17 protein-coding genes are annotated in these 19,338 nt (G+C 53.7%); 8 read left to right on the top strand and 9 right to left on the bottom strand.

Going from position 1 to position 19,338, the window contains the following annotated elements; translation table 11 throughout:
- The gene (locus NM686_RS15885) at positions 1–588 is read left to right on the top strand and encodes a TetR/AcrR family transcriptional regulator (RefSeq protein WP_255188830.1); all 588 of its coding nucleotides are present in this window, start codon (positions 1–3) and stop codon (positions 586–588) included.
- Here the strand turns inward: NM686_RS15885 and lplT are convergent.
- The 5 genes from lplT to NM686_RS15860 all read right to left on the bottom strand — a co-directional run bounded on the left by lplT (position 569) and on the right by NM686_RS15860 (position 6,370).
- Positions 569–1,741: a lysophospholipid transporter LplT gene (gene lplT, locus NM686_RS15880; RefSeq protein ID WP_255188829.1), complete on the bottom strand. Its 1,173-nt coding sequence runs from the start codon at positions 1,739–1,741 to the stop codon at positions 569–571. The two genes, NM686_RS15885 and lplT, sit on opposite strands and share 20 nt — an antisense overlap.
- A gap of 142 nt (positions 1,742–1,883) precedes the next feature.
- Positions 1,884–4,037 (bottom strand): AMP-binding protein, encoded by a 2,154-nt coding sequence (locus NM686_RS15875; protein ID WP_255188828.1) that lies wholly within the window; start codon positions 4,035–4,037, stop codon positions 1,884–1,886.
- Positions 4,038–4,594: 557 nt separating this feature from the next.
- Positions 4,595–4,951, bottom strand: coding sequence for a glycine zipper 2TM domain-containing protein (locus NM686_RS15870; protein WP_255188827.1), 357 nt, complete (start codon positions 4,949–4,951; stop codon positions 4,595–4,597).
- A 111-nt stretch (positions 4,952–5,062) separates the two neighbouring features.
- Positions 5,063–5,668 (bottom strand): 5'-deoxynucleotidase, encoded by a 606-nt coding sequence (gene yfbR, locus NM686_RS15865; protein WP_255188826.1) that lies wholly within the window; start codon positions 5,666–5,668, stop codon positions 5,063–5,065.
- Between the two features lie 105 nt (positions 5,669–5,773).
- Entirely contained in the window at positions 5,774–6,370 is a 597-nt protein-coding gene (locus NM686_RS15860) for a hypothetical protein (protein WP_255188825.1), read from the bottom strand.
- Between the two features lie 142 nt (positions 6,371–6,512).
- Here NM686_RS15860 and NM686_RS15855 point away from each other — a divergent pair, with 142 nt between their 5' ends.
- The 4 genes from NM686_RS15855 (at position 6,513) to NM686_RS15840 (ending at position 8,592) form a co-directional block, all read left to right on the top strand.
- Positions 6,513–6,671 (top strand): hypothetical protein, encoded by a 159-nt coding sequence (locus NM686_RS15855; RefSeq protein ID WP_255188824.1) that lies wholly within the window; start codon positions 6,513–6,515, stop codon positions 6,669–6,671.
- A gap of 575 nt (positions 6,672–7,246) precedes the next feature.
- Positions 7,247–7,690 (top strand): peptidoglycan-binding protein LysM, encoded by a 444-nt coding sequence (gene lysM / locus NM686_RS15850; protein ID WP_255188823.1) that lies wholly within the window; start codon positions 7,247–7,249, stop codon positions 7,688–7,690.
- Positions 7,691–7,707: 17 nt separating this feature from the next.
- Entirely contained in the window at positions 7,708–8,181 is a 474-nt protein-coding gene (locus NM686_RS15845; protein WP_255188822.1) for a YidB family protein, read from the top strand.
- 102 nt (positions 8,182–8,283) lie between these two features.
- Complete coding sequence (locus NM686_RS15840) at positions 8,284–8,592, top strand: sll1863 family stress response protein (protein ID WP_255188821.1); 309 nt, start codon at positions 8,284–8,286, stop codon at positions 8,590–8,592.
- A gap of 351 nt (positions 8,593–8,943) precedes the next feature.
- On the opposite strand, the gene NM686_RS15835 is transcribed toward NM686_RS15840, so the two are convergent.
- Positions 8,944–9,840 carry a LysR family transcriptional regulator gene (locus NM686_RS15835; RefSeq protein ID WP_255188820.1) on the bottom strand — a complete coding sequence of 299 codons (897 nt, stop codon included), beginning with the start codon at positions 9,838–9,840 and terminating at the stop codon, positions 8,944–8,946.
- A gap of 183 nt (positions 9,841–10,023) precedes the next feature.
- Between NM686_RS15835 and NM686_RS15830 the strand changes: the two genes are divergently transcribed.
- The 3 genes from NM686_RS15830 to NM686_RS15820 all read left to right on the top strand — a co-directional run bounded on the left by NM686_RS15830 (position 10,024) and on the right by NM686_RS15820 (position 13,143).
- Positions 10,024–10,830 (top strand): class I SAM-dependent methyltransferase, encoded by an 807-nt coding sequence (locus NM686_RS15830; RefSeq protein ID WP_255188819.1) that lies wholly within the window; start codon positions 10,024–10,026, stop codon positions 10,828–10,830.
- Positions 10,831–10,908: 78 nt separating this feature from the next.
- Positions 10,909–11,970, top strand: a complete 1,062-nt coding sequence (locus NM686_RS15825) for a class I SAM-dependent methyltransferase (protein ID WP_269021861.1) — start codon at positions 10,909–10,911, stop codon at positions 11,968–11,970.
- Between the two features lie 186 nt (positions 11,971–12,156).
- Positions 12,157–13,143: a TolB family protein gene (locus NM686_RS15820; RefSeq protein WP_255188818.1), complete on the top strand. Its 987-nt coding sequence runs from the start codon at positions 12,157–12,159 to the stop codon at positions 13,141–13,143.
- A 180-nt stretch (positions 13,144–13,323) separates the two neighbouring features.
- On the opposite strand, the gene NM686_RS15815 is transcribed toward NM686_RS15820, so the two are convergent.
- From NM686_RS15815 to rbbA, 3 genes are all read right to left on the bottom strand, one after another.
- Complete coding sequence (locus NM686_RS15815) at positions 13,324–14,988, bottom strand: MFS transporter (RefSeq protein WP_255188817.1); 1,665 nt, start codon at positions 14,986–14,988, stop codon at positions 13,324–13,326.
- Positions 14,989–15,156: 168 nt separating this feature from the next.
- The gene (locus NM686_RS15810) at positions 15,157–16,281 is read right to left on the bottom strand and encodes an ABC transporter permease (RefSeq protein ID WP_269021860.1); all 1,125 of its coding nucleotides are present in this window, start codon (positions 16,279–16,281) and stop codon (positions 15,157–15,159) included.
- A gap of 2 nt (positions 16,282–16,283) precedes the next feature.
- The gene (gene rbbA / locus NM686_RS15805) at positions 16,284–19,031 is read right to left on the bottom strand and encodes a ribosome-associated ATPase/putative transporter RbbA (RefSeq protein ID WP_255188816.1); all 2,748 of its coding nucleotides are present in this window, start codon (positions 19,029–19,031) and stop codon (positions 16,284–16,286) included.
- Positions 19,032–19,338 lie beyond the last annotated feature (307 nt).

Below are 19,338 nucleotides of genomic sequence, written 5' to 3'. Positions count from 1 at the left end.
ATGGCCAGAAGAAGTGAGCATACTCAAGAGCAGATTCGGGAAATGGTGCTGAGTGCCGCCGAAAACATCGTCATTGACGAGGGCTTCAATGCGTTGACCGTACGCAAGGTGGCGATGGAAATCGGTTATACCGTCGGCAGCATTTATATGGTCTTCGAAAACATGGATGATTTGATCATGCATGTCAAAGGCCGAACGCTGGATCGCCTTGCGGAGGCCTTGCGTGTCGAGCAGGTCTTTGAGTCGGCCGAAGCGCATATCCAGGCCCTGGCCGAGATTTACTTGAATTTTGCCCGGCAGCATTACAACCGCTGGCGCATGATTTTCGAAGCCATCAACGATGTGGCCACGCCGGCATGGTATCAGCAAAAAGTGCGGGATATTTTCCTGATTATCGAAAACGTGCTGCAGGAATTACGCCCGCAACAGACTCAGGAGCAGATCAGTCTGGCGGCAAGGGCCTTGTGGAGCGGCGTGCACGGCGTGTGTGTCTTGTCTTTGAACGGTAGCCTGGGTCGAGTCGGCGTCGAAGACGCTCAGGCCACCGTTGCCTTGCTGGTATGCGGTTTCATTCAGGGATGGTCGTAGCTTGATTATTGGGCAAGCGCGACACCACCAAGAAAATGGTTAGCAACAGCAGGGCGCCAAGCGCCAACAAGGCCTCGATCGGGCCGACCCGTAAAGAAGCCGCGAAAGTGTAGCCTCCCACCGATAACAACATCGCCGCATTTTGAAAGAAATTCTGCATCGCTACCGCGCCGCCGCTGCCTATGCTTTGCTGCCCCAATTCCTGTAGTGCAGCATTGACCGGCACGATGAACATGCCGCCCGCAGTACCCATCAAAAACAACACGATACGCGCCGGCCAGATTTCGTCGGTAAAGCCCAGGCCCATGATCAACAGCGCCATGAAATAAGCCGGAATTCGGGCGCGGCGCAGATGTTCCAATGGAATCAAATGCGGCACCAAGGCCGAGCCGGCAATGATGCCCAGGGCCAAAAACAAGGTCAGATTGGCAATGTCGCTAGCATTGTGCGACATCAATACCAAAGGCGCCCACGCTACAATGATGACCCGCACGCAAGCCGCGGCGGCCCAAAACAGCGACGCTCCCAGAACTGCAAAACGCGAACGCGGCAGCGACAGAAAACTGCGTACTTCCTGAAAAAACTGCATGACTTTCGAGCCAGTAACTTCCTTGCGGCTGACGTTGCTCGGCAACAGTACCGTGGTAGCGGCCGAAATCAGAAACAATGCAATGGTTCCCAGCAAGGCCCAACTGGTGGAATAATCGGCAACTTTGGCGCCGACCACCATGCCGGTCAAAATCGCCAGAATCGTCGAACCTTCTATCCAGCTATTGGCCTTGACCAAACAGTCATGTCTGGCCAGTTCCGGCAGAATGCCGTATTTCGCCGGGCTGTATAGCGCGGCGCCGACACCCACGATGCAATAGGCGATCAACGGCTCGACCTTGAGCAACAACAATCCGGCGCCGGCGGCTTTGATCAGATTGGCGATGATCAGTACCCGCGATTTGGCCTGGTTGTCGGCGAATGTGCCTACCCAAGGGGCCAGCAGCACGAATGCGACCAGGAATACGCTTTGCAAGGCCGGTACATACCAGCCGGGCGCCTCGGGGTGTTGCATCACCAATGCGATCACGGTAAACAATATCGCGTTATCCGCAAAGGCCGACAAAAATTGGGCGATCAGCAGGGAATAGATGTGTTTGCTCATAACGTATCAGGCTATTTAGGGAAGTACCTTGCCAGTTTATGTTCGCTGGGGATTCCATCAAAATGGCATGCGAATTTTACTGCCTCACCCCTTGGGAGAGCGGGTGGGGCTAGGCAAAGGGATGCTATTTTCATAAATCGCCTTAATTCTCCGCCATCAGCAGGCTATCGGCTAATTGGGTTGCGGCGATGTAATCGGTTTTGCCGGTCGGCAGTACGGGTACTTTTTCCACGACGAATACTTTTTTTGGCAGGTTGATCGATGCCACGCCGGGCGAGGCTTCTGCCAGGTGTTTGGGACTGGCGTCGCGCTGCGTGGTCAATAAAATCACCTGTTCGCCCTTCTTGGCTTCCGGCAGGCCGACGGCGGCATGGTGAGCCTCTGGCCAGGCCGCGCTGGCCAGTTGTTCCACGGCGGTCAAGGACACCATCTCGCCGCTGATCTTGGCGAAACGCTTGCTGCGGCCTTGAATCTTGATGAAGCCTTCATCATCGATGTCGACGATGTCGCCAGTATCGTACCAGCCTTCGCCGTACAGCGAGCAGGGCGGTACCAGCACGCCGGGATTGTCGGGCAATAGATAGCCTTTCATGATGTTGGGGCCCGCCACATGCAATTTGCCGCCGTGTTCGATGCCGGGCACGGGTTCCAGTTTGTACAGCATGTCCGGCATGATGCGGCCGACGGTGCCGGCCTTGTAGTCCATCGCGGTGTTGACCGAAGTCACCGGCGAGGTTTCGGTGGCGCCGTAGCCTTCCAAAATGCGGATGCCGAATTTGTCCAGCCACATTTGCCGCGTGCTTTCCTGCAGTTTTTCCGCGCCGGCCACGACATAGCGCAGGCTGAAAAAATCGTAAGGATGGGCTTTCTTTGCATAAGCGGCCAGGAAGGTGTTGGTGCCGAACATGATGGTGGCTCCGACCTCGTAGGCCATTTCCGGGATGATCGCGTAATGCAGCGGCGATGGATACAGGAATGTGGTCATGCCGTTCATGATCGGTAGCAGCGTGCCTATCGTGAAGCCGAACGAATGGAACATCGGCAGGAAATTCAGCACCACGTCGGTCGGATTGAAATCGATGCGCGCCTTGACCTGCTGGAGGTTGGCCAGCACGTTCGCGTGCGACAGCACCACGCCTTTCGGCGCCCCTTCCGAGCCGGAGGTGAATAGCGTTACGGCGGCATCGTCGGAATCGTAGAAATGGCTCTTGTACCAGTAATCGGCGGTTTTGGCCTGGATCAGACCGGCCAATTTATCCCAAGGCGACAGCGAGGCGGCCAGATCTTCCAGATAGGCCAGTTTGACATGCTCCGACAGGCGGGCCGCTTCGTCGCCGAGGTGCGCCATGTCGATGAATTTGCGCGAGGTCAGCACGATGCTGATTTTGCCGGTATTGCAAGCCGAGGCCATGCCTGCGGAACCAATCGAATAATTCAGCATGCCCGGTATCCGGCCGTAGAGTTGCAAACCCAGAATGACGCTCAAGGTTTTGGTGGAATTGGGTAGCAAGACGCCGACCGTTTCGCCGGGACTGGTCAAGGCTTTGATCAATTTGCCAAGGATAATGCTACCCGTGATCAACCGGTCGTAACTGAGCGGCTTCCGCTCCAAATCTTCGGCGACGATATGCTGGCCGCCGTGAGTGCGCCGGGCTTCCAGCAAGGCCGAGAACAGGGTTTGCCGGTAATGGCTGGTGGCGAACATCATTTCGGTCATGATGTCGGCCAGCACGTGGCCACTGTGTTTACGCCTGGCCTTGCCTGTGAAAGCGCCGTGGGTGTCGATACGGGTCGGCGGCAGGATGTGTATCGTGATGCGAGGAAACCAGCGCAAGCGCACGATGTTTTTCAGCTTGGAAAAATGCGAGTATTGCGCGCCATCGATGCGAATCGGCAACAAGGTGGCGCCGGATTTGTCGGCGACCATGCCGGTGCCATCGTAGATTTTCATCATCGAACCCGTCACCGTGATGCGGCCTTCGGGAAAAATCACGGTTTTGGTGTCCGATTGCAAATGATGAATCAGTGCTTTCAAGGAAATGGGGTGGGTAGGGTCCATCGGGAAAACCTTGGACAGACGTAAAAACGGTTTCAGCCACCAGCGCTGGGATATTTGCGTATTGATCGCAAAGGTGATGTCATCCGGCAAAAACACGCCGAGTAAAAGTGGATCCAGAAACGAGGTATGATTGGCGATGATCAATACCCGATCACCGGCTTGACGGTAATTTTCAAGGCCGTTGACCTTGACGCGGAATAGTAACGTTAACAGCCAGTGTAGAAATCGTTTTAACATGGTTTGCCTCCTTGGGAGCGCATCTTAGCAGACGAAATGCAATTTGCAGGCAATACTATAAAGTCAAATTGAACTATGTTCAATTGTTATCGAAATGTCGTTTCTTGAGTTCGCTATCCCGAAACTTTATAAAAAGAGATATTGGACGGGTTGTGGGACGTGAAACAGAACCTTGGGCGGCGATGCAATGGGGTTTGTCGTAGATTGGCTTTGGTCGCGGAACTTACCGCTTTTGATTTCCGATAAGCCTATAAAAATCATTTGGTCCACGAAACACACAAAAATCACGAACAGTTTCAAAAAGTTATTGCTCAAAAAGCCGACACCTTGCGGGCAACTAAATCAAGTGACGTAACCATCTGTTTTATTTAGTGTCTTTCGTGCTTTTCGTGGAATACTGATGTTTTTAGGATAAGGGGCTGGTATCGCAAGGAAAGACGACTTGCAGGGATGCAGACGGTGGGGCAATGCATGCAGTGGCTGCCAAAGGCTAGGGGGAGATTTGTAATAAAATCCCCCTCAATCCTCCTTTTTCAAAAGGAGTATGCCAAATCTCCTTATCGGCTCATGCCGTTGCCCATCCAGGCGCCGGCCGCCGCGCCTATGCCGGCGCCCAGCGGATCGCCGTGGCTCATTTCATAACCTACCGCGCTACCGAGTACACCGCCGACCAAGCCTTGAGGCGAGCGTTGATCGTAACTGCGATAACGCGGTGCCGGCGCCGGTACGGGGGCATAGTGAACGACAGGCTCGGCATAGTAAACCCGTTCCACTTCCACGTAATGATCGTGATGATGGTGGTGGCCATGTCCGTGGCCATGGCCATGATGATGACCGTGACCATGGCCATGATCGGCAAGCGTGGCGGAAGAAAACAATAAACCGAGGACGGCAAACATTCCGACTCTGGACATAAAAACTCCTGTTTTTGCAAGTTAATCAATTTGTCCCGAATTCTATATGCCGTTGGTTAATACGGGATGAGCAATAGATTAGGAATGGATTAAAACTCCGCTTGATTCGGCTCAATGGGTTTGCATCAAGCCATCCAGCGTCAAGCCGCAACTCGGCGCAAAGGCTTGCATGAAAAATACGACCTCGGGTTGTTGTAGCGCATGGATGTTTTGCGCCAATTGCTGCGCGGCCAGTTCAAACTCGGTATTACCGGCTTTCAGCTCGGCCTGGCATTTCAAGTAAGCGGAAATTTTATCGGCCGCCTTGATGATCTGCTGGTGCTCAATGGATAATTTGTCATGTTGAATCAGTGGCCTAAAGTCCTCTTCTAACTCATCGGGCAATAGTTTTAGTAGTTCGATTTCGGCCTGAAGTTCAATCTGTTTGTAGGCATGCAAAATCGCCGGCGAGTGGTATTTGATCGGGGTGGGCAGATCGCCCGTGATCACTTCGGTAATGTCGTGATACAAGGCCGCGGCGGCAACGGCATTGGCATCGACACTGCCTTGGAAGTAGCGGTTTTTGATCAATGCCAGCGTGTGGGCGATGACGGCGACTTCCCAGCTATGCTCCATGACATTCTCTTCGTGGGCGTTGCGCTTCAAGCCCCAGCGTTTGATCCATCTGAGCCTTGACAGGTAAGCGTAAAAACTGCTCTTGATACCGGTTTCTTGCATGGTGTGTCTCACGGTTTGCACAATCTTTGACAGTTCGGGACGGGCTTTGGATTTCAGTTTAGCATGCAGCAGCCATTCTATTTCTGGCAAAACCGTGGTTTGGGCTTAACGCCCGCCGCAACTGTCGGCTAAGGGATGCAAGGACAACCAGATTTGCGCGTCAAAGGGTAAACGGGCATCGGCGGGAATTGACGTTGCAACTCGCTGTTGCGCGGACTCAAGTTCTTTGACTTTGAATACCAGCACTTTTTCCACGCTGGCGATACAAGGTTTCAGGCCGTAGCGCGCAAATGCCGGGAGCAAAGCCATGGGATACGCGGGCTCATTCAGCAAGGTCGTCACGCTGCGGTTGTCATGTTCGCCGCGCTTGCGCGGGCGGCCGCGTTTGGCATCCCAGAGGGGGGATTTGGCCGCTGTTTCCGCCAACAAGCGTGACCAATCGGGATAATTCATCAATCGACCGAGATAAATCGAGCGAATCTCCGCTGTTTTATCAGGGAATAGGTCCGGTAAACCCTGCTCTAACAACAGCGCCAAAGACGGTAACGATAATGGGCAATCGCTTCTGACTAGCGCCAGGTTGGGCTCTACCTTTCTACGCTCGAGCCTGGCTTCGCATTCCGGTAGTTTGATCGCAATGATGTCGTCGGCGTTCGAGGGGGGCGGTAGCAATAGCAGTAATAAGCAAAGCAGTCTTTTCATGGTTGGAAACCGGGATGGCTTGTATTTGTTTCTATTTAAGAAACAAATCATCTAATAATGTGTCTATTGTAAATTATTAGCCAGGGGTTATAGTTAAGCCAACTCAATTAACAACCGACTGCATTCAGTCTTGGACGTAACCATGAATAAATCTAACAATCTATATAGAGACATCATTACCGGCTTTTTTTTCATGACAGGGGTATTTGGCTTCATGTCCGGTGAATTCGTTCTTTCCACCATGTTGTTCGGGGCGGCTTCCCTGTCCAGCAATCTGGATTTGGATGAGGCTCAATCCTGAAAGCTGTTCCTGAACTAGAGCGTTTAAAGCCGGTCTCGTCGTTACTGTAGTATGGCCGTTGGCTTGCCCTCTTGTTGAATCAATAGGCTAGAGAGCGGTGCTCGATTGTCATCCGTACGACGCGGCCAGGCATCATACCCGTTTAAAATTTCTCGTTGTTTCCTCGCAGTATCTAAAGCTCTGCACTTCATGGCCCTCATTGTCAATGACATGAGGGCTCTTTTTGTCGCCTTCCCCCCTCTATCTCTTTTGCATTGCGACGACGCTATTTGCTGCGTACCCGATAAATAACATAGGCCGCAAAAGACATCGTCAAAATATAAATAGCCACGGTAATCATTTTTCGTTCCTCTAAGAATTATTGTTGTGACGGTGTTATACCAGAAATGCCGAGGTCATGGATTTTTCGCTGTGGCTTGAAGACAACTCGGCGCAAATAAGTCAAATTAAACGTGTCATGAAAACATCATGATTAACAGTTGAATTGGGTTGCAATGACCCGGTGCCGGGTGTATCGTGCTGGCTCCCCCCATCCAAAAAGCCTCATTGGCTTGACCAATGAAAGGAGATAAATCATGGGCTTATTCGACTTTGCGCTGAATATCGGCAAAAAGCTATTCGGCGCCGAAAATGAAGCACCCGCCGCATTACAAAAAGCCATCGAAGAAGACAATCCGGGTATCGAAAACTTGCAGGTGCAAGTCAAGGACGGCAAAGCCGTTCTGAGCGGTACCGCAAAATCCGCTGAGGCCTTGGAAAAAGCCGTGCTGATCGCCGGTAACGTGCAAGGCATTGAAAATGTCGATGCCGCCGGCGTAAAGATCGCTGACGGCAGTGCAGTGGCAAGTGACGACCAATTCTATACGATAGAAAAAGGCGACACACTGTGGAAAATCGCCGAACACGCGTATGGAAACGGTGCCAAATATCAAAAGATTTTCGAGGCCAATCGGGAAGTCATCAAAGACCCAGACAAGATTTATCCCGGCCAAAAAATCCGTATTCCCAAAAATCTTTGACTTGAGGTGGTGTAATCATGGATATCAATTCTCTGCTGCAAAGCGGTGCACAATTATTTAAAGACAAACTCGACACCGATCGCGACGGCCAGATAGAAACAACTGAAATCGCCTCGGCGCTGATGAGCTTATTGGGTAACCAACAGGGCCAATTGGACCTGTCTTCCATCATCTCCAGCATGCAAGGTGGCAATAGCCAGGATCTGATGGCGCTGGCGGCATCCTGGCTCGGTAAGGGTGAAAACGCGCCGGTTTCCGGGAATCAGCTGGAACAAATCTTTGGCCACGAAAAAATCGCCGCTTTCGCCAAGCAATTGGGCATCAGCGAAACTTCGGCGCTGAGCGGCTTGCAGCAGGCGATTCCCAACGTTATCGACAAGGCTTCACCCGAAGGTTCGCTCGCCGATCTTGGTGGGCAGCTTTTGAACAGCGTCGGTGGCGTCAGCGGTGTCATGAATGCGGTCGGCAAACTATTCGGTCAAAAAACCTGATATTGCCGCGCCGATTTGACTATAGCCATCAATCATACGCGCCGCTTATCGGCGGAACGTGGAATGTAGTAGGTTAAATTTAATCCACCAGGAGAAACGGCAATGAACAAAGATGAATTATTAGGCAAGATCCAATCCACTATCGACGAACAACAAGCAAAGCTCACCGAGCTGAAAAACAAGGCCATGGACGAGTCGCAAGAGGCGTTGGACGACATTCGCGAGGCCATCGCGGATTTGGAGCCCAAACTGGAGCAAGCCAAAGCGAAAGCCGCGGAAATCGCGGATATCGCCGACGACAAATGGGATGAGGTCAAGGATTCCCTGGAAGAAGGCTGGAACGAGGTTTCCGCAACCATTGAAAAAGGCTGGGATAGTTTCACCGCTTCGGTGAAATCGTTTTTCTCTTGAACAAACTACTTGCTCTGCGGAGGTACAACGTCAAGATCGTCGCTTCCTAACGATGACTTGACGTTGTTTTCCAGCGCAGGCTGGTTAGGTGTAGCGACCCGATAACATATTCGAAAGGAATTGATTACATCCGTTTATCGGGACCAGATTAGCTGAGAATATCCGGGCATCAGGAATCAGATTAAGTGAGAATGAGCTCACTTTAATTGAGAACAGCAAAAAACTGAGTATTCCAATGAAATCAGTCAATCATGTCGATAGATTTTTGCCGGATTGAATGCTCAGGAACGGCCAAAAGCAGGCAATGAATATCCTTAACGGAATGACCGGAATTTTACTCAAAGCTGAATTTCAACTCCATGAATTGATCTTTGGTTTACGCCCTTCCAATAAGTCGATTTCGTTAGTCAAAAATTCGACCATGCGATCTCGAAAGATACGAACTCGTGCGGTGGTACGTAAATCAACATGACTGAGAACCCATACGTCATAACCGGATTCGATATGCTCGACTGGGACACGGACCAACTCATCCGCTTCATCGGCCAGCGAACAAGGCAGCAAAGCCAAGCCCAAACCTTCCCGGCACATTTCAAACATGGCTACGCTGGAATTCGTCCGATATGCCCGTTTGAGTTTCGGAAAGTTTTTCGTTATCCAATTGGGTAAGGTGGCGCCATCACCTATCCAAGTGATGCAGGGCGGCATTTCAGTTGACAGGTTTTTCACTAATTCCGGGTGACCGTAGACAGAATAGGCAAGCCGACAGATGCGTTTGCCCACCACATTCGGCGGTGGCTCCATAATGGCGTGAATCGCAATGTCGGCCTCGCGGCCAGCTAGATTCAAGACTTCTTCGGCAGCAATCAACACGAAATCGACATCAGGATAGTCGCGTTTGAAATCGCGGATGACAGGGAATACGAATCGCTTGGCGCAAACATCGGAAACCGTCAATTTGATGACTCCCGAAACGTCTTCCGAATCGCTTTCTATTTTCCGATGAATGGCGTTGGCTTGGTTTGCCATTTCTTCGGCAAGCATAACGATCTTTTCCCCAACCGGTGTGATTAGCCAACCTTTGGCTGTTCGGTCGAACAAGGCTTTGCCTAATTGATTTTCCAGCTGAGCAATCCGGCGACTTACGGTTGATTGATTAACGCCGAGGCGTAAGCCTGCTTCGGTCACATTGCCCGAGCGGACCACTTCGATGAAATAGCGTAGATCGTCCCAATTCATGTTATGCATATTTGCAAAAGCCTTATGCTAAATTCGATATTTGCCATGCATTTTAATCGATAGCACATTACGATACAATTTATAGCTTATTTCAAAGCCATCCCAGTGATGCCGTTACTAAACATGCGGCATTCAATCATTGGTAAGGCTTTGGGTTGCAATAACATTCAGACTTAATATAGGGAATTGACTATGGCTGGTTATGTTGATGAGGTTGTCATACCGTATGACCGTGATCTTGGCCCGGTGCTGTTTGAGCATTACGGTGCCGATACCGCAAGACGCGTCGCCGAGCAAGCGCCGATGGATGTGTTGGAAATCGCCGCTGGCACCGGCATCGTGACGCGTCACTTGCGTAATTTATTGGCAAAAGAAGCACGCCTGACCGCCATCGATATTAGCGATTCGATGATGGATGTGGCGAGGCAAAAGTTTCAGCCTGGCGAACAGGTAATCTTCCAAAACGCCGATGCCACCGCGTTGCCGTTCGATGACGAAACCTTCGATGCCGTGGTCTGCCAATTCGGCATCATGTTTTTCAACCGGGACAAGGGCTTTCGCGAGGTTTACCGGACCTTGAAGCCGGGCGGCCGTTATCTGTTCCGCGTCTGGGATTCGGAACGCTATAACCCATTTGCCAGTTTGAGTTTCGAAGTTCTCAAGCAATATTTTCCGTCGGATACACCGCAGTTTCTATTCGATCCCATGTCCTGCCATCAAATCGATCCACTCAAAGAGCAGTTGATTCAGATCGGTTTCGATCCAGTCGTTATTTCCGTTCAGCGCCATGTCTATGACATTCTAGATGTGACGGCGTTTGCGCGCGCCCTGGTTTACACACCCGTTATTTTTGAAATCAAGGACCGGGGCGGCATCGATCCCGAGGACATAGTCAAGGAACTGGCTGAGGCGTTCAAAAAAGAATTCGGCTCTGGCCCGACGCGTTACCCGATGCAGGCGATTCTGTTCGAGACGGAAAAGCCCCCGCTTATAATTTAACTGGCCGCAATTTCACAACGATCAAAAGATTACTCGCAATGATCTTAACAACAGAAGGCATAAGAGATGGCAATACGTTTGACAGATATTAATGAGAACAAGCTGGAACAGTTGCAGGGAAAAGTGATGGGTGATGTGGCCGGTTCACTGGGCTTGCTGATAGCCTATATAGGCGACAAACTCGACCTGTATAGCGCCTTGGCCGAGATTACTCCCGCAACCAGCCAGGAACTGGCCGACAGCACCGGAATGGATGAACGCTATCTTCGAGAGTGGCTTTCTGCCAACGCGGCGGCGGGGTATGTGAATTACGATTCAGCAGCCGGCAGATTTTCATTATCGCCCGAACAAGCCGTCGTTTTTGCCGCCGAAGGGCATCCGGCTTGCATGCAAGGCTTCTTCCAGGCAGTCATGTCTGCCTATGTCGATGAACCCAAACTGACTGAAGTTTTCCGCTCCGGTAAGGGCTTGCCCTGGAGCGATCATAGTCCTTGTTTGTTCTGCGGCACCGAACGCTTCTTCCGGCCAATGTATGCGATGAACCTGATCGATTCATGGCTGCCCGCGCTTGATGGCGTGCGCGAAAAACTCGAGGCCGGCGCCAAAGTTGCCGATATTGGCTGCGGACATGGATCTTCGACGATCCTGATGGCCAAGGCATTCCCAAATTCGACCTTTCATGGCTTTGATTTTCACGAACCGTCGATCGAACACGCACGGGAGCGGGCTCGAGCCGAAGGCGTCGCCAGCAATACGATTTTCGAAGTCGTGACAGCGAAACACTATCCCGGGAAAAACTACGATCTTGTCACGATGTTCGATGCTCTGCACGATATGGGCGACCCTGTTGGCGCTGCACTGCATATTGCAAGCTCCTTGTCCGACAGCGGAACCTTTATGCTGGTCGAGCCCTTTGCTGGCGACAGTCTGGAAGAAAACCTGCATCCTCTGGGCCAGATTTATTATTCCTTTTCCACGATGGTCTGCGTACCCGCGTCCAAGTCTCAGGAAGTCGGTTTGGGCTTGGGCGCCCAGGCCGGTCAAAAAAAACTCACCGAAGTGCTCAATACAGGAGGCTTCAGCCGAGTAAGGCGGGCGGCAATGACACCGACCAATTTGGTGCTTGAGGCAAAAGTTTAGCTATTTGATCCCAGATCAAGATCGGAAAAATTATCGCAACCAGGTTGCTGGTTCTATTGCGTTAATTTAACAAAATTAAAAAATTCATTTTAAATGAGGGGATAGTATATGAAAGAGAACTTCCGGGTTCTAACGTCTTGTTCTGTGGGGCTGATGCTGATACTGGCGCACGGAGTTTCTAATGGGATGCCTGGCATGGATATGCCGTCCGGCGCAAGCGCCCAAGCGCCCTCGTTGGCAAAAAGCATAGGCGCTCCAATCAATTCGGATGCTGCTGAATTCGAAATGACCTACAGTGCCGACGGCAAAACCGTATTGTTCGTTTCCACACGACCGGGCGTAATCGAATCAAAAGGCAACCCTTATAGCTTCGACATCTGGATGGCGCACAACGTCAATGGCCAGTGGCAAACGCCGATTCATCTGGGACCGGGCATTGACCCTAAAGTAGGTCCGAACATCAATACCGAGGCCTGGGAACTGGAACCCAGCCTATCCGATGACGGTAACGCGATTTACTTTACACGCTATCAACCCGGTAATCTTTCGACTGGCGATCTGTATGTAGTACAGAAAATCGATGGCGTCTGGCAAACTGCCAAAACCTGGAACGAGGTGCCGGAACTGCCGCACCTTAACACGCCAACCGGTGAAGAACATTGCCCGATTATTGCCTCGGATAGTCTGATCTATTTCAGCTACCAGCAACCGGGCGTCACCCAAGATAGTGACATTTGGAAGGTCGAAAAGAAAAACGGTACCTGGCAGAAACCACAGAGCCTGGGTTCACGCGTCAACTCGCCGTACCGCGATCATTTACATTGGACTGGGCTATCGAAGGATGGCAAGAGCCTGATCATCACCAGTACCCGCACCGACATGGGTTCGCGCGGCGGACATGACGAATGGATTTCGCATCAGAATCCCAAGGGCGAGTGGCAAGAGCCGCTAAACCTTGGCGACACCGTCAATACCGCCGGTGAAGACATGTGCTGGTCGTTCACGCCGGATGGCAAGAAGTTCTTCGGCGGCTGGGGACCGCAAGGCTCCTATAACATGGACGTGCTATGGCTCAACAAAGACGATGTGCCGTTGTTGAAAAACTTCGATCCCATCGGTCCACCGCCAAATCTAATGGGCAAGACTAAGGCAAAAGCCAGCGAAATTAAGTAGTTTCGGCAGGCACCGCTATGGAAGCTTATTCTGGCTTGTCACAAGTCAGAATAAGTGCCTGGTCTTGGCAAATTTGCGACATTCAATTTGTACCAGTCAATGTCGGTTTTGGGTCGGTTTCGACCGTTCACGGAGGTAATCGCTCTATCCAACCCGCATCGGTCGCGCCACTATATATCCTTAGCGCGTTTCGGCCAAAAACGTACGATTGGCGATCACGATTGCCAGCAATGGCATCGCCAAGCCAAGCAGCATCACGCAAATCAACAATATACCCAGCTCACTATAATCGGCCGGTACGCTGACCGCGCCGCTCGCCGCATCCCTGACTTCCCGGGTAACCACAAACCACTGGTTCAGCAGTTTGGTCAAGAGTTGCGATAATGAGAGGGCCAGGTTGACGAAAGCCGCCATCACCGCGAAATAGGTCGCCTTGAGTCTTTCTGGGGCGGAATGCGCGATCCAGGCCAGCATCGGTATCATCGCAATCTGTCCCAATGGCGATTCCAGCGCGGTATCGAACAGCGCGATGAAACGGGCATCGACCATGCCGCCGCTATGAGCCGCGGTCCATTCGTGCAGGCCGTAATACAAGCCGATATTGGGCAAATACAACAGGCCCAACGCCAGCGTCAAAACCGCGATGATATAGGTAATCGGCCGTTCGGCCATGAAGCGGCGAAAAATGAACATGCCCAGCAAGGTCAAGGAACTGGTCAGCAGTGACAGCTTGGATAAAAACTGCTGATCGAATCCCAGCTCGTCTATCATCCACCAGGTTTCGCCAGCGCCGGTGCCTGGTACGGCACGAAAGGCAAAGATCACGAACGCCGTGCCGTAAAGGCGGTTTCGGGCGCGCTCGTCCAAATCGCAGGTCAAACGCCGGATCAAAAACAGCACGATCGCCAGCGAGCCGGCGAACACGATTTCCGCGTTATACGGCAAGTTGGCCAAGCCCATGGCCAGAGCGAAAAGCGCAAACCCCAATCCGCCGCCCAGTATCCACCAGTTTACCTGGGTAAGTTGCGTATCGTCGCGCCCCAATAGACGGTCTATGTCTTCGAACTCATAGCCCCGCGCAGCCAGTTCAGTCGCGCGCTGATGACGCTGATAGGCGGCCAGCGCCACGCCGGCCACCGAAATCAACGGCACCAGCATGGCCCAGTGGTAGATGCGCAGATAAGTCGCGGCTTTATCCGCTACCGACATGGCCTCGACGCCGCTGAAAAAGCTTACATTGGCCGCCGCCACCAGCATGGTGCCGCCGATGATGGCCACCCGGCCCAGGGTTTGCATCGTGGTGTGCGCCAAATGAGATTCGGCCTCGCTGACCGGGCGGCCTTGTGCATCGTAGCGAGGCACCGCCTCGACCGTCATCGCATCGGCCACGGTATCCTGTATCACATAACCGATTGGCGCCAATAGCGTGGCCAGTACATACCAATTCTCGGCCGGCATGATGGACGCCATGAAGTGGGCGTCGGCCAGCAGGTTGCTCATGATGGACAAGCTCGCCGCAATGAGCGCGGCGCCCAGGTAAACCAGCTTGTTTTTGTGTTGCCAGCATAAGTCGACCCAATGACCAACCGGCATTTTCAAGGTCCAGGGCAGCATGGCCCAAAAGCTCAGCGCGGCCAGAAATTCCGCCGATAGCCCCAGATATTCCTTGACGAAAAACGTACCGACGATGCCGGTCAGTCCGGAAATGCCGGCTGCCAAATACACCATCAGCGGCGGTAAATAACTCATGCGCAGCTGGCGTCCCAATTCCAGGATATTCCGATCGAACCAAAGCCGGGCTTGTGTCACAAGGTCTACATTTTTAGCAGGGTTGTTTTGCGCCATTGCCTTCAGCCTCCATCGCCAAAAAAAATCAGTTTGCGTCGCTTCTTATCGGATATGGCGTCACGCCAAACTTGGCTGAAACGCCATGAATCCATGGTTGAAGACGCATTGAACCATCATCTTTGCGAGAGATAAAGCAAGTCTTGACGGTACATGGGTTTTTTTAACTCAGGCCAGTGTACCGAGCATATTACGAAAGCGGCTCAATGCCAGTAAGAAAAACACCAGCCCAATCGCAAACAATGCCAGAAATTGCGGCCATACGATGTCCAGACCCGCGCCGCGATAGAGTATGGATTGGGCCAGCGCCACGAAGTGCGTGGATGGCGCGGCCAGCATCAAGTTTTGTACCAGGACGGGCATGCTCTCGCGCGGCGTGTACCCGCCGGACAGCATCTGCAACGGCAACAGCACGACGATCATCAACAGGCCCAGTTGCGGCATCGAGCGCGCGACCGTGCCCAGAAAAATACCCATTGACGTGGTGGCGAACAGATGGAGCGCCATACCCCAAACGAACAGGCCGATCGAGCCTTCGATAGGCACTGCTAGCATGCCCTGGACGACGATAAACAGCGATGCCGTCGCCACCACGACCACGACCAGACCCATCGCCCAGACCTTGGCCGTCATGATGGCCAAGGGTGTCAGCGGCATGACCAGGAGGTGTTCGATGGTGCCGTGCTCGCGTTCGCGGATCAGCGCGGCGCCGGTAAGAATGATGGACAGCATGGTGATGCTGTTGATCAGCTCCATCACCGAGCCGAACCAGACCGAGCTCAAATTGGGATTGAAACGGGCGCGCACTTCGAGGTCGACGGGCAGGGCGGTGCTGGCGCGATGGCCCTGCACGAACGCCGCGACTTCGCCATTGACGATGTTTTGCACATAATTGTTGCCGATGAAAGCCTGGGACATGCGGGTGGCATCGACGTTAAGCTGAATGGCTGGCTGGCGTCCGGCCAGCACATCGCGTTGGAAATCCGGCGGGATGTCGAGAACGAAGGTGTAGAGCCCTACATCCATGCTGGGGTCCATGGCGTAGGGTTCGATGAGCGCTGGCGTCAGAAAATGGGGCGGATAAAAGGCGTTGATGATGCGCGCGGACAGCGGGGAGTGATCCTCGTCGACGATGGCGATCGGGGCCTTGTTCAGCGACTCGGGAAGACTGGTGGCGGTCAGATAGATCTGGCCGGTGAACGAGAACAGGATCATGACCAGCATGATGGTATCGCGGCCGAGGCTTCGTAATTCCTTGATGCCGAGATGAAAAATGTTGAACAGGATATGCACGGTTAATGCTCCTGTTTTTTCAGCAGCAGAACGCTCAAGCCAAGAATCACCGGAATGGCCAGGGCGAGGGGCGGCAATGAAGCGCTTAGTTCCGCGAAACCCAGTGACTTGGAAAAGGTGCCGCGGCAGATCGTGACGAAATGCGTGGCCGGAAAAATTTCGCCGACGAAGCGCGCGCCACCCTCCAGCGACGACACAGGGTCGATCATGCCGGAAAATTGCCTGGCCGGGATGATGGTGGCGATCGATGTGGCAAAAATGGCGGCAATCTGGCTGCGGGTGAAAGCCGACATCAGCAGGCCAATTCCCGTAGAGTCGGCCACATAAAGCAGCGCGGCCACGGTCAGTAGCACGAAGCTACCCTTGAGCGGCACGCCGAAAACGAACACCGCGAGCGCGCAGACCAGGAAGAAATTAACCATGCCCAGGGCAATATAGGGTAGCTGCTTGCCAAGCAGAAACTCCAGGCGAGTGACTGGCGTGACATACAAATTCAGGATGGAGCCCAGCTCCTTTTCCCTGACCACGCTGAGGGCGCTGAGCATGGCCGATACCAGCATCAACAGCATCGGGATCACAGCGGGCACGATCGCCGGCAGACTCTCGACATCCGGGTTGTAGCGAAAGCGCGTTTCGATGTCGATCAGCCCGGCCGGCGACGGGGTGGTGGAATGCCGGCGCCACTGTTCCTGCAGCCAGGTTTGATGCATGCCTTGCACATAGCCCAGAATGTTCTCGGCCCGGCTGGGCATGGCCCCGTCGATCCAGGCCCCGATTTTGATGGGATTGCCACGCTGCAGATCGCGCGCGAAATTGGGGGGGATTTCCAGCGCCAGGCTGAGTTCGCCGCTGCGCATGCGCCTATCCAATTCGTCATAATCGCTGATCGGGGCATGCTGGATGAAATAGCGCGAGCCGCCGAGATCCAGCGTGTAATTGCGGCTGAGCGCGCTTTGGTCGCGATCCAGTACCGCAAACCGCAAATCCTCGACATCCAGCGTGATGCCGTAGCCAAAGGTCAGCATCAAAAACACGGTGCCGAACAGCGCGATCGCCGCCCGCATCGGATCGCGGCGCAGCTCCAGGGCTTCGCGCCGGCTGATGCTGAACAAACGCAGCCAGCTGAAATGGCGCGCGGTGGTCAAGGGTTGGGCTGGCGGCGCGATCGGCGAGGGTTCGGCTGGGTTTGTATGCGTGTCCTCGCGGGGTTGCTCGGCATCGCCGGCTGCTTGCAGATAGGCGATAAATGTTTGTTCCAGTGTGGCATGGTCGCCGCGTTCGATCAATGTTTGCGGGCTGCCGCTGGCCAGCACTTTGCCGGCATGCATCAGCGAGATGCGGTCGCAGCGTTCGGCCTCGTTCATGAAATGGGTGGAAATGAAGATCGTGACCTTGTCGCGGCGGGACAGGTCTATCATCAGCTCCCAGAAGCCGTCGCGGGCGATCGGGTCGACCCCGGAGGTGGGTTCGTCCAGGATCAGCATTTCCGGCCTGTGTATCACCGCCGCGGCCAGGGACAGGCGTTGCCGCACCCCCAAAGGCAGGGAGTCGGGTAGCGCGTCCATCACAGCATTCAGGGAAAACCGCCGCGCCATCTCGGCGACGCGACCCGGAATCTCGGCTTGTGGCAGATGAAACAGCCTGGCGTGCAGTTCCAGATTTTGCCGCACCGTCAGTTCGGTATACAGCGAAAATGCCTGCGACATGTAGCCCACGCGTTTACGCGTGTTGAGATTGCCCGCGTCGACGACTTCTCCAAACAGCCGCGCCTGGCCGGTGCTGGGCTCCAGCAGTCCGGTCAGCATCTTCATCGTCGTGGATTTGCCGCAGCCGTTGGAGCCTAAAAAGCCGAAGATCTCGCCGCGCTCTATCGCTAAACTGACATTGTCGACCGCGACGAAACCGTTGAAATGCATGGTCAAACCGTCGGCTTCGATGGCGATTTCCGGCGTGCCGTTCACAGAGCGTGGCGGAATCGTGATGGCTTTGTGGCCTGAGCGCCTGTCTTCCGGCAACAGCTGGATGAAAGCGGCTTCCAGGCTATCGCTGCCGGTTTGCGCGCGCAATTCGGCGGCACTGCCGGTCGCCAGCACCCGGCCCGCATCCATCGCCACCAGCCAATCGAAACGTTCGGCTTCGTCCATGTAGGCGGTGGAAACCAGCACGCTCATATTGGCATGACGCCGGCGCAGACGGGTTATTAGTTCCCAGAATTGGGCACGCGATAGCGGATCGACACCGGTGGTCGGCTCGTCTAAAACCAGTAAATCGGGGTCGTGGATCAACGCGCAGCATAGTCCCAACTTTTGCTTCATGCCGCCGGACAATTGGCCGGCTGGGCGGTCCTTGAACGGCGCCAGTCCGGTGTTGTCCAGCAATTCGGCGATGCGCCGCGCCCGTTCGGCTTTATGCTGGCCGAACAGGCGTCCGAAGAAGTCGACGTTTTCGAGCACCGAAAGGGTTGAGTAGAGATTCTTGCCCAGGCCTTGCGGCATGTAGGCGATGCGGGGGTATAACGCGCGGCGGTGAGCGGCATTGCCGATGTCACCGCCCAACACACTGATTTTGCCTTGCTGCATCGCGCGGGCGCCGGTCAGCAGCGCCATCAGACTGGATTTACCGACGCCGTCCGGCCCGATCACGCCGATCATCTTATTGGCGGGAATCCGTAGATTCAGATCGGTCAGGGCCGATACGTCGCCGTAGCGCAGGCTGACGCCTTGAATGTCGACGACGTTATCGCTAGTCATCTCAAAAACGGAATGGGGCGCGAGCGAAGCACGAAAGGCGCGAAAATCCAGGTGTTGCGGGCGGATGTTGGATTTTCCAACAACGAATCATAAGTCGGCATCTCGCTTGAAAGTTTTGTTGATTGAAATGCATGAAACGCGCTAAACCCGTTCTACTCTAGCAAGCGGAGAAAAGGTTGTCATCTGAATTGCCTGTGGTTGGGGTGACAAATGGGCGAAAAGCACTAGTCCAGACGAAACCGGTTCGGTTATTTACGTTACTGTAGCTTGTCTAGCAACCGAAAATGACGCCGGCATTAGCTTTGCA

This window comes from Methylomonas rapida (assembly GCF_024360925.2).
Taxonomy (GTDB): Bacteria; Pseudomonadota; Gammaproteobacteria; order Methylococcales; family Methylomonadaceae; genus Methylomonas; species Methylomonas rapida.
Note: the sequence above shows the minus strand (reverse complement) of the source record. Positions and strands in the feature narration are given on the sequence as shown.

What these genes read in the sequence shown, in the direction of transcription:
- NM686_RS15885 (WP_255188830.1), top strand. Translation starts at nt 1, where the DNA reads ATGGCCAGAAGAAGTGAGCATACTCAAGAGCAGATTCGGGAAATGGTG.
- lplT (WP_255188829.1), bottom strand. Translation starts at nt 1,741, where the DNA reads ATGAGCAAACACATCTATTCCCTGCTGATCGCCCAATTTTTGTCGGCC.
- NM686_RS15875 (WP_255188828.1), bottom strand. Translation starts at nt 4,037, where the DNA reads ATGTTAAAACGATTTCTACACTGGCTGTTAACGTTACTATTCCGCGTC.
- NM686_RS15870 (WP_255188827.1), bottom strand. Translation starts at nt 4,951, where the DNA reads ATGTCCAGAGTCGGAATGTTTGCCGTCCTCGGTTTATTGTTTTCTTCC.
- yfbR (WP_255188826.1), bottom strand. Translation starts at nt 5,668, where the DNA reads ATGCAAGAAACCGGTATCAAGAGCAGTTTTTACGCTTACCTGTCAAGG.
- NM686_RS15860 (WP_255188825.1), bottom strand. Translation starts at nt 6,370, where the DNA reads ATGAAAAGACTGCTTTGCTTATTACTGCTATTGCTACCGCCCCCCTCG.
- NM686_RS15855 (WP_255188824.1), top strand. Translation starts at nt 6,513, where the DNA reads ATGAATAAATCTAACAATCTATATAGAGACATCATTACCGGCTTTTTT.
- lysM (WP_255188823.1), top strand. Translation starts at nt 7,247, where the DNA reads ATGGGCTTATTCGACTTTGCGCTGAATATCGGCAAAAAGCTATTCGGC.
- NM686_RS15845 (WP_255188822.1), top strand. Translation starts at nt 7,708, where the DNA reads ATGGATATCAATTCTCTGCTGCAAAGCGGTGCACAATTATTTAAAGAC.
- NM686_RS15840 (WP_255188821.1), top strand. Translation starts at nt 8,284, where the DNA reads ATGAACAAAGATGAATTATTAGGCAAGATCCAATCCACTATCGACGAA.
- NM686_RS15835 (WP_255188820.1), bottom strand. Translation starts at nt 9,840, where the DNA reads ATGCATAACATGAATTGGGACGATCTACGCTATTTCATCGAAGTGGTC.
- NM686_RS15830 (WP_255188819.1), top strand. Translation starts at nt 10,024, where the DNA reads ATGGCTGGTTATGTTGATGAGGTTGTCATACCGTATGACCGTGATCTT.
- NM686_RS15820 (WP_255188818.1), top strand. Translation starts at nt 12,157, where the DNA reads ATGCCTGGCATGGATATGCCGTCCGGCGCAAGCGCCCAAGCGCCCTCG.
- NM686_RS15815 (WP_255188817.1), bottom strand. Translation starts at nt 14,988, where the DNA reads ATGGCGCAAAACAACCCTGCTAAAAATGTAGACCTTGTGACACAAGCC.
- rbbA (WP_255188816.1), bottom strand. Translation starts at nt 19,031, where the DNA reads ATGACTAGCGATAACGTCGTCGACATTCAAGGCGTCAGCCTGCGCTAC.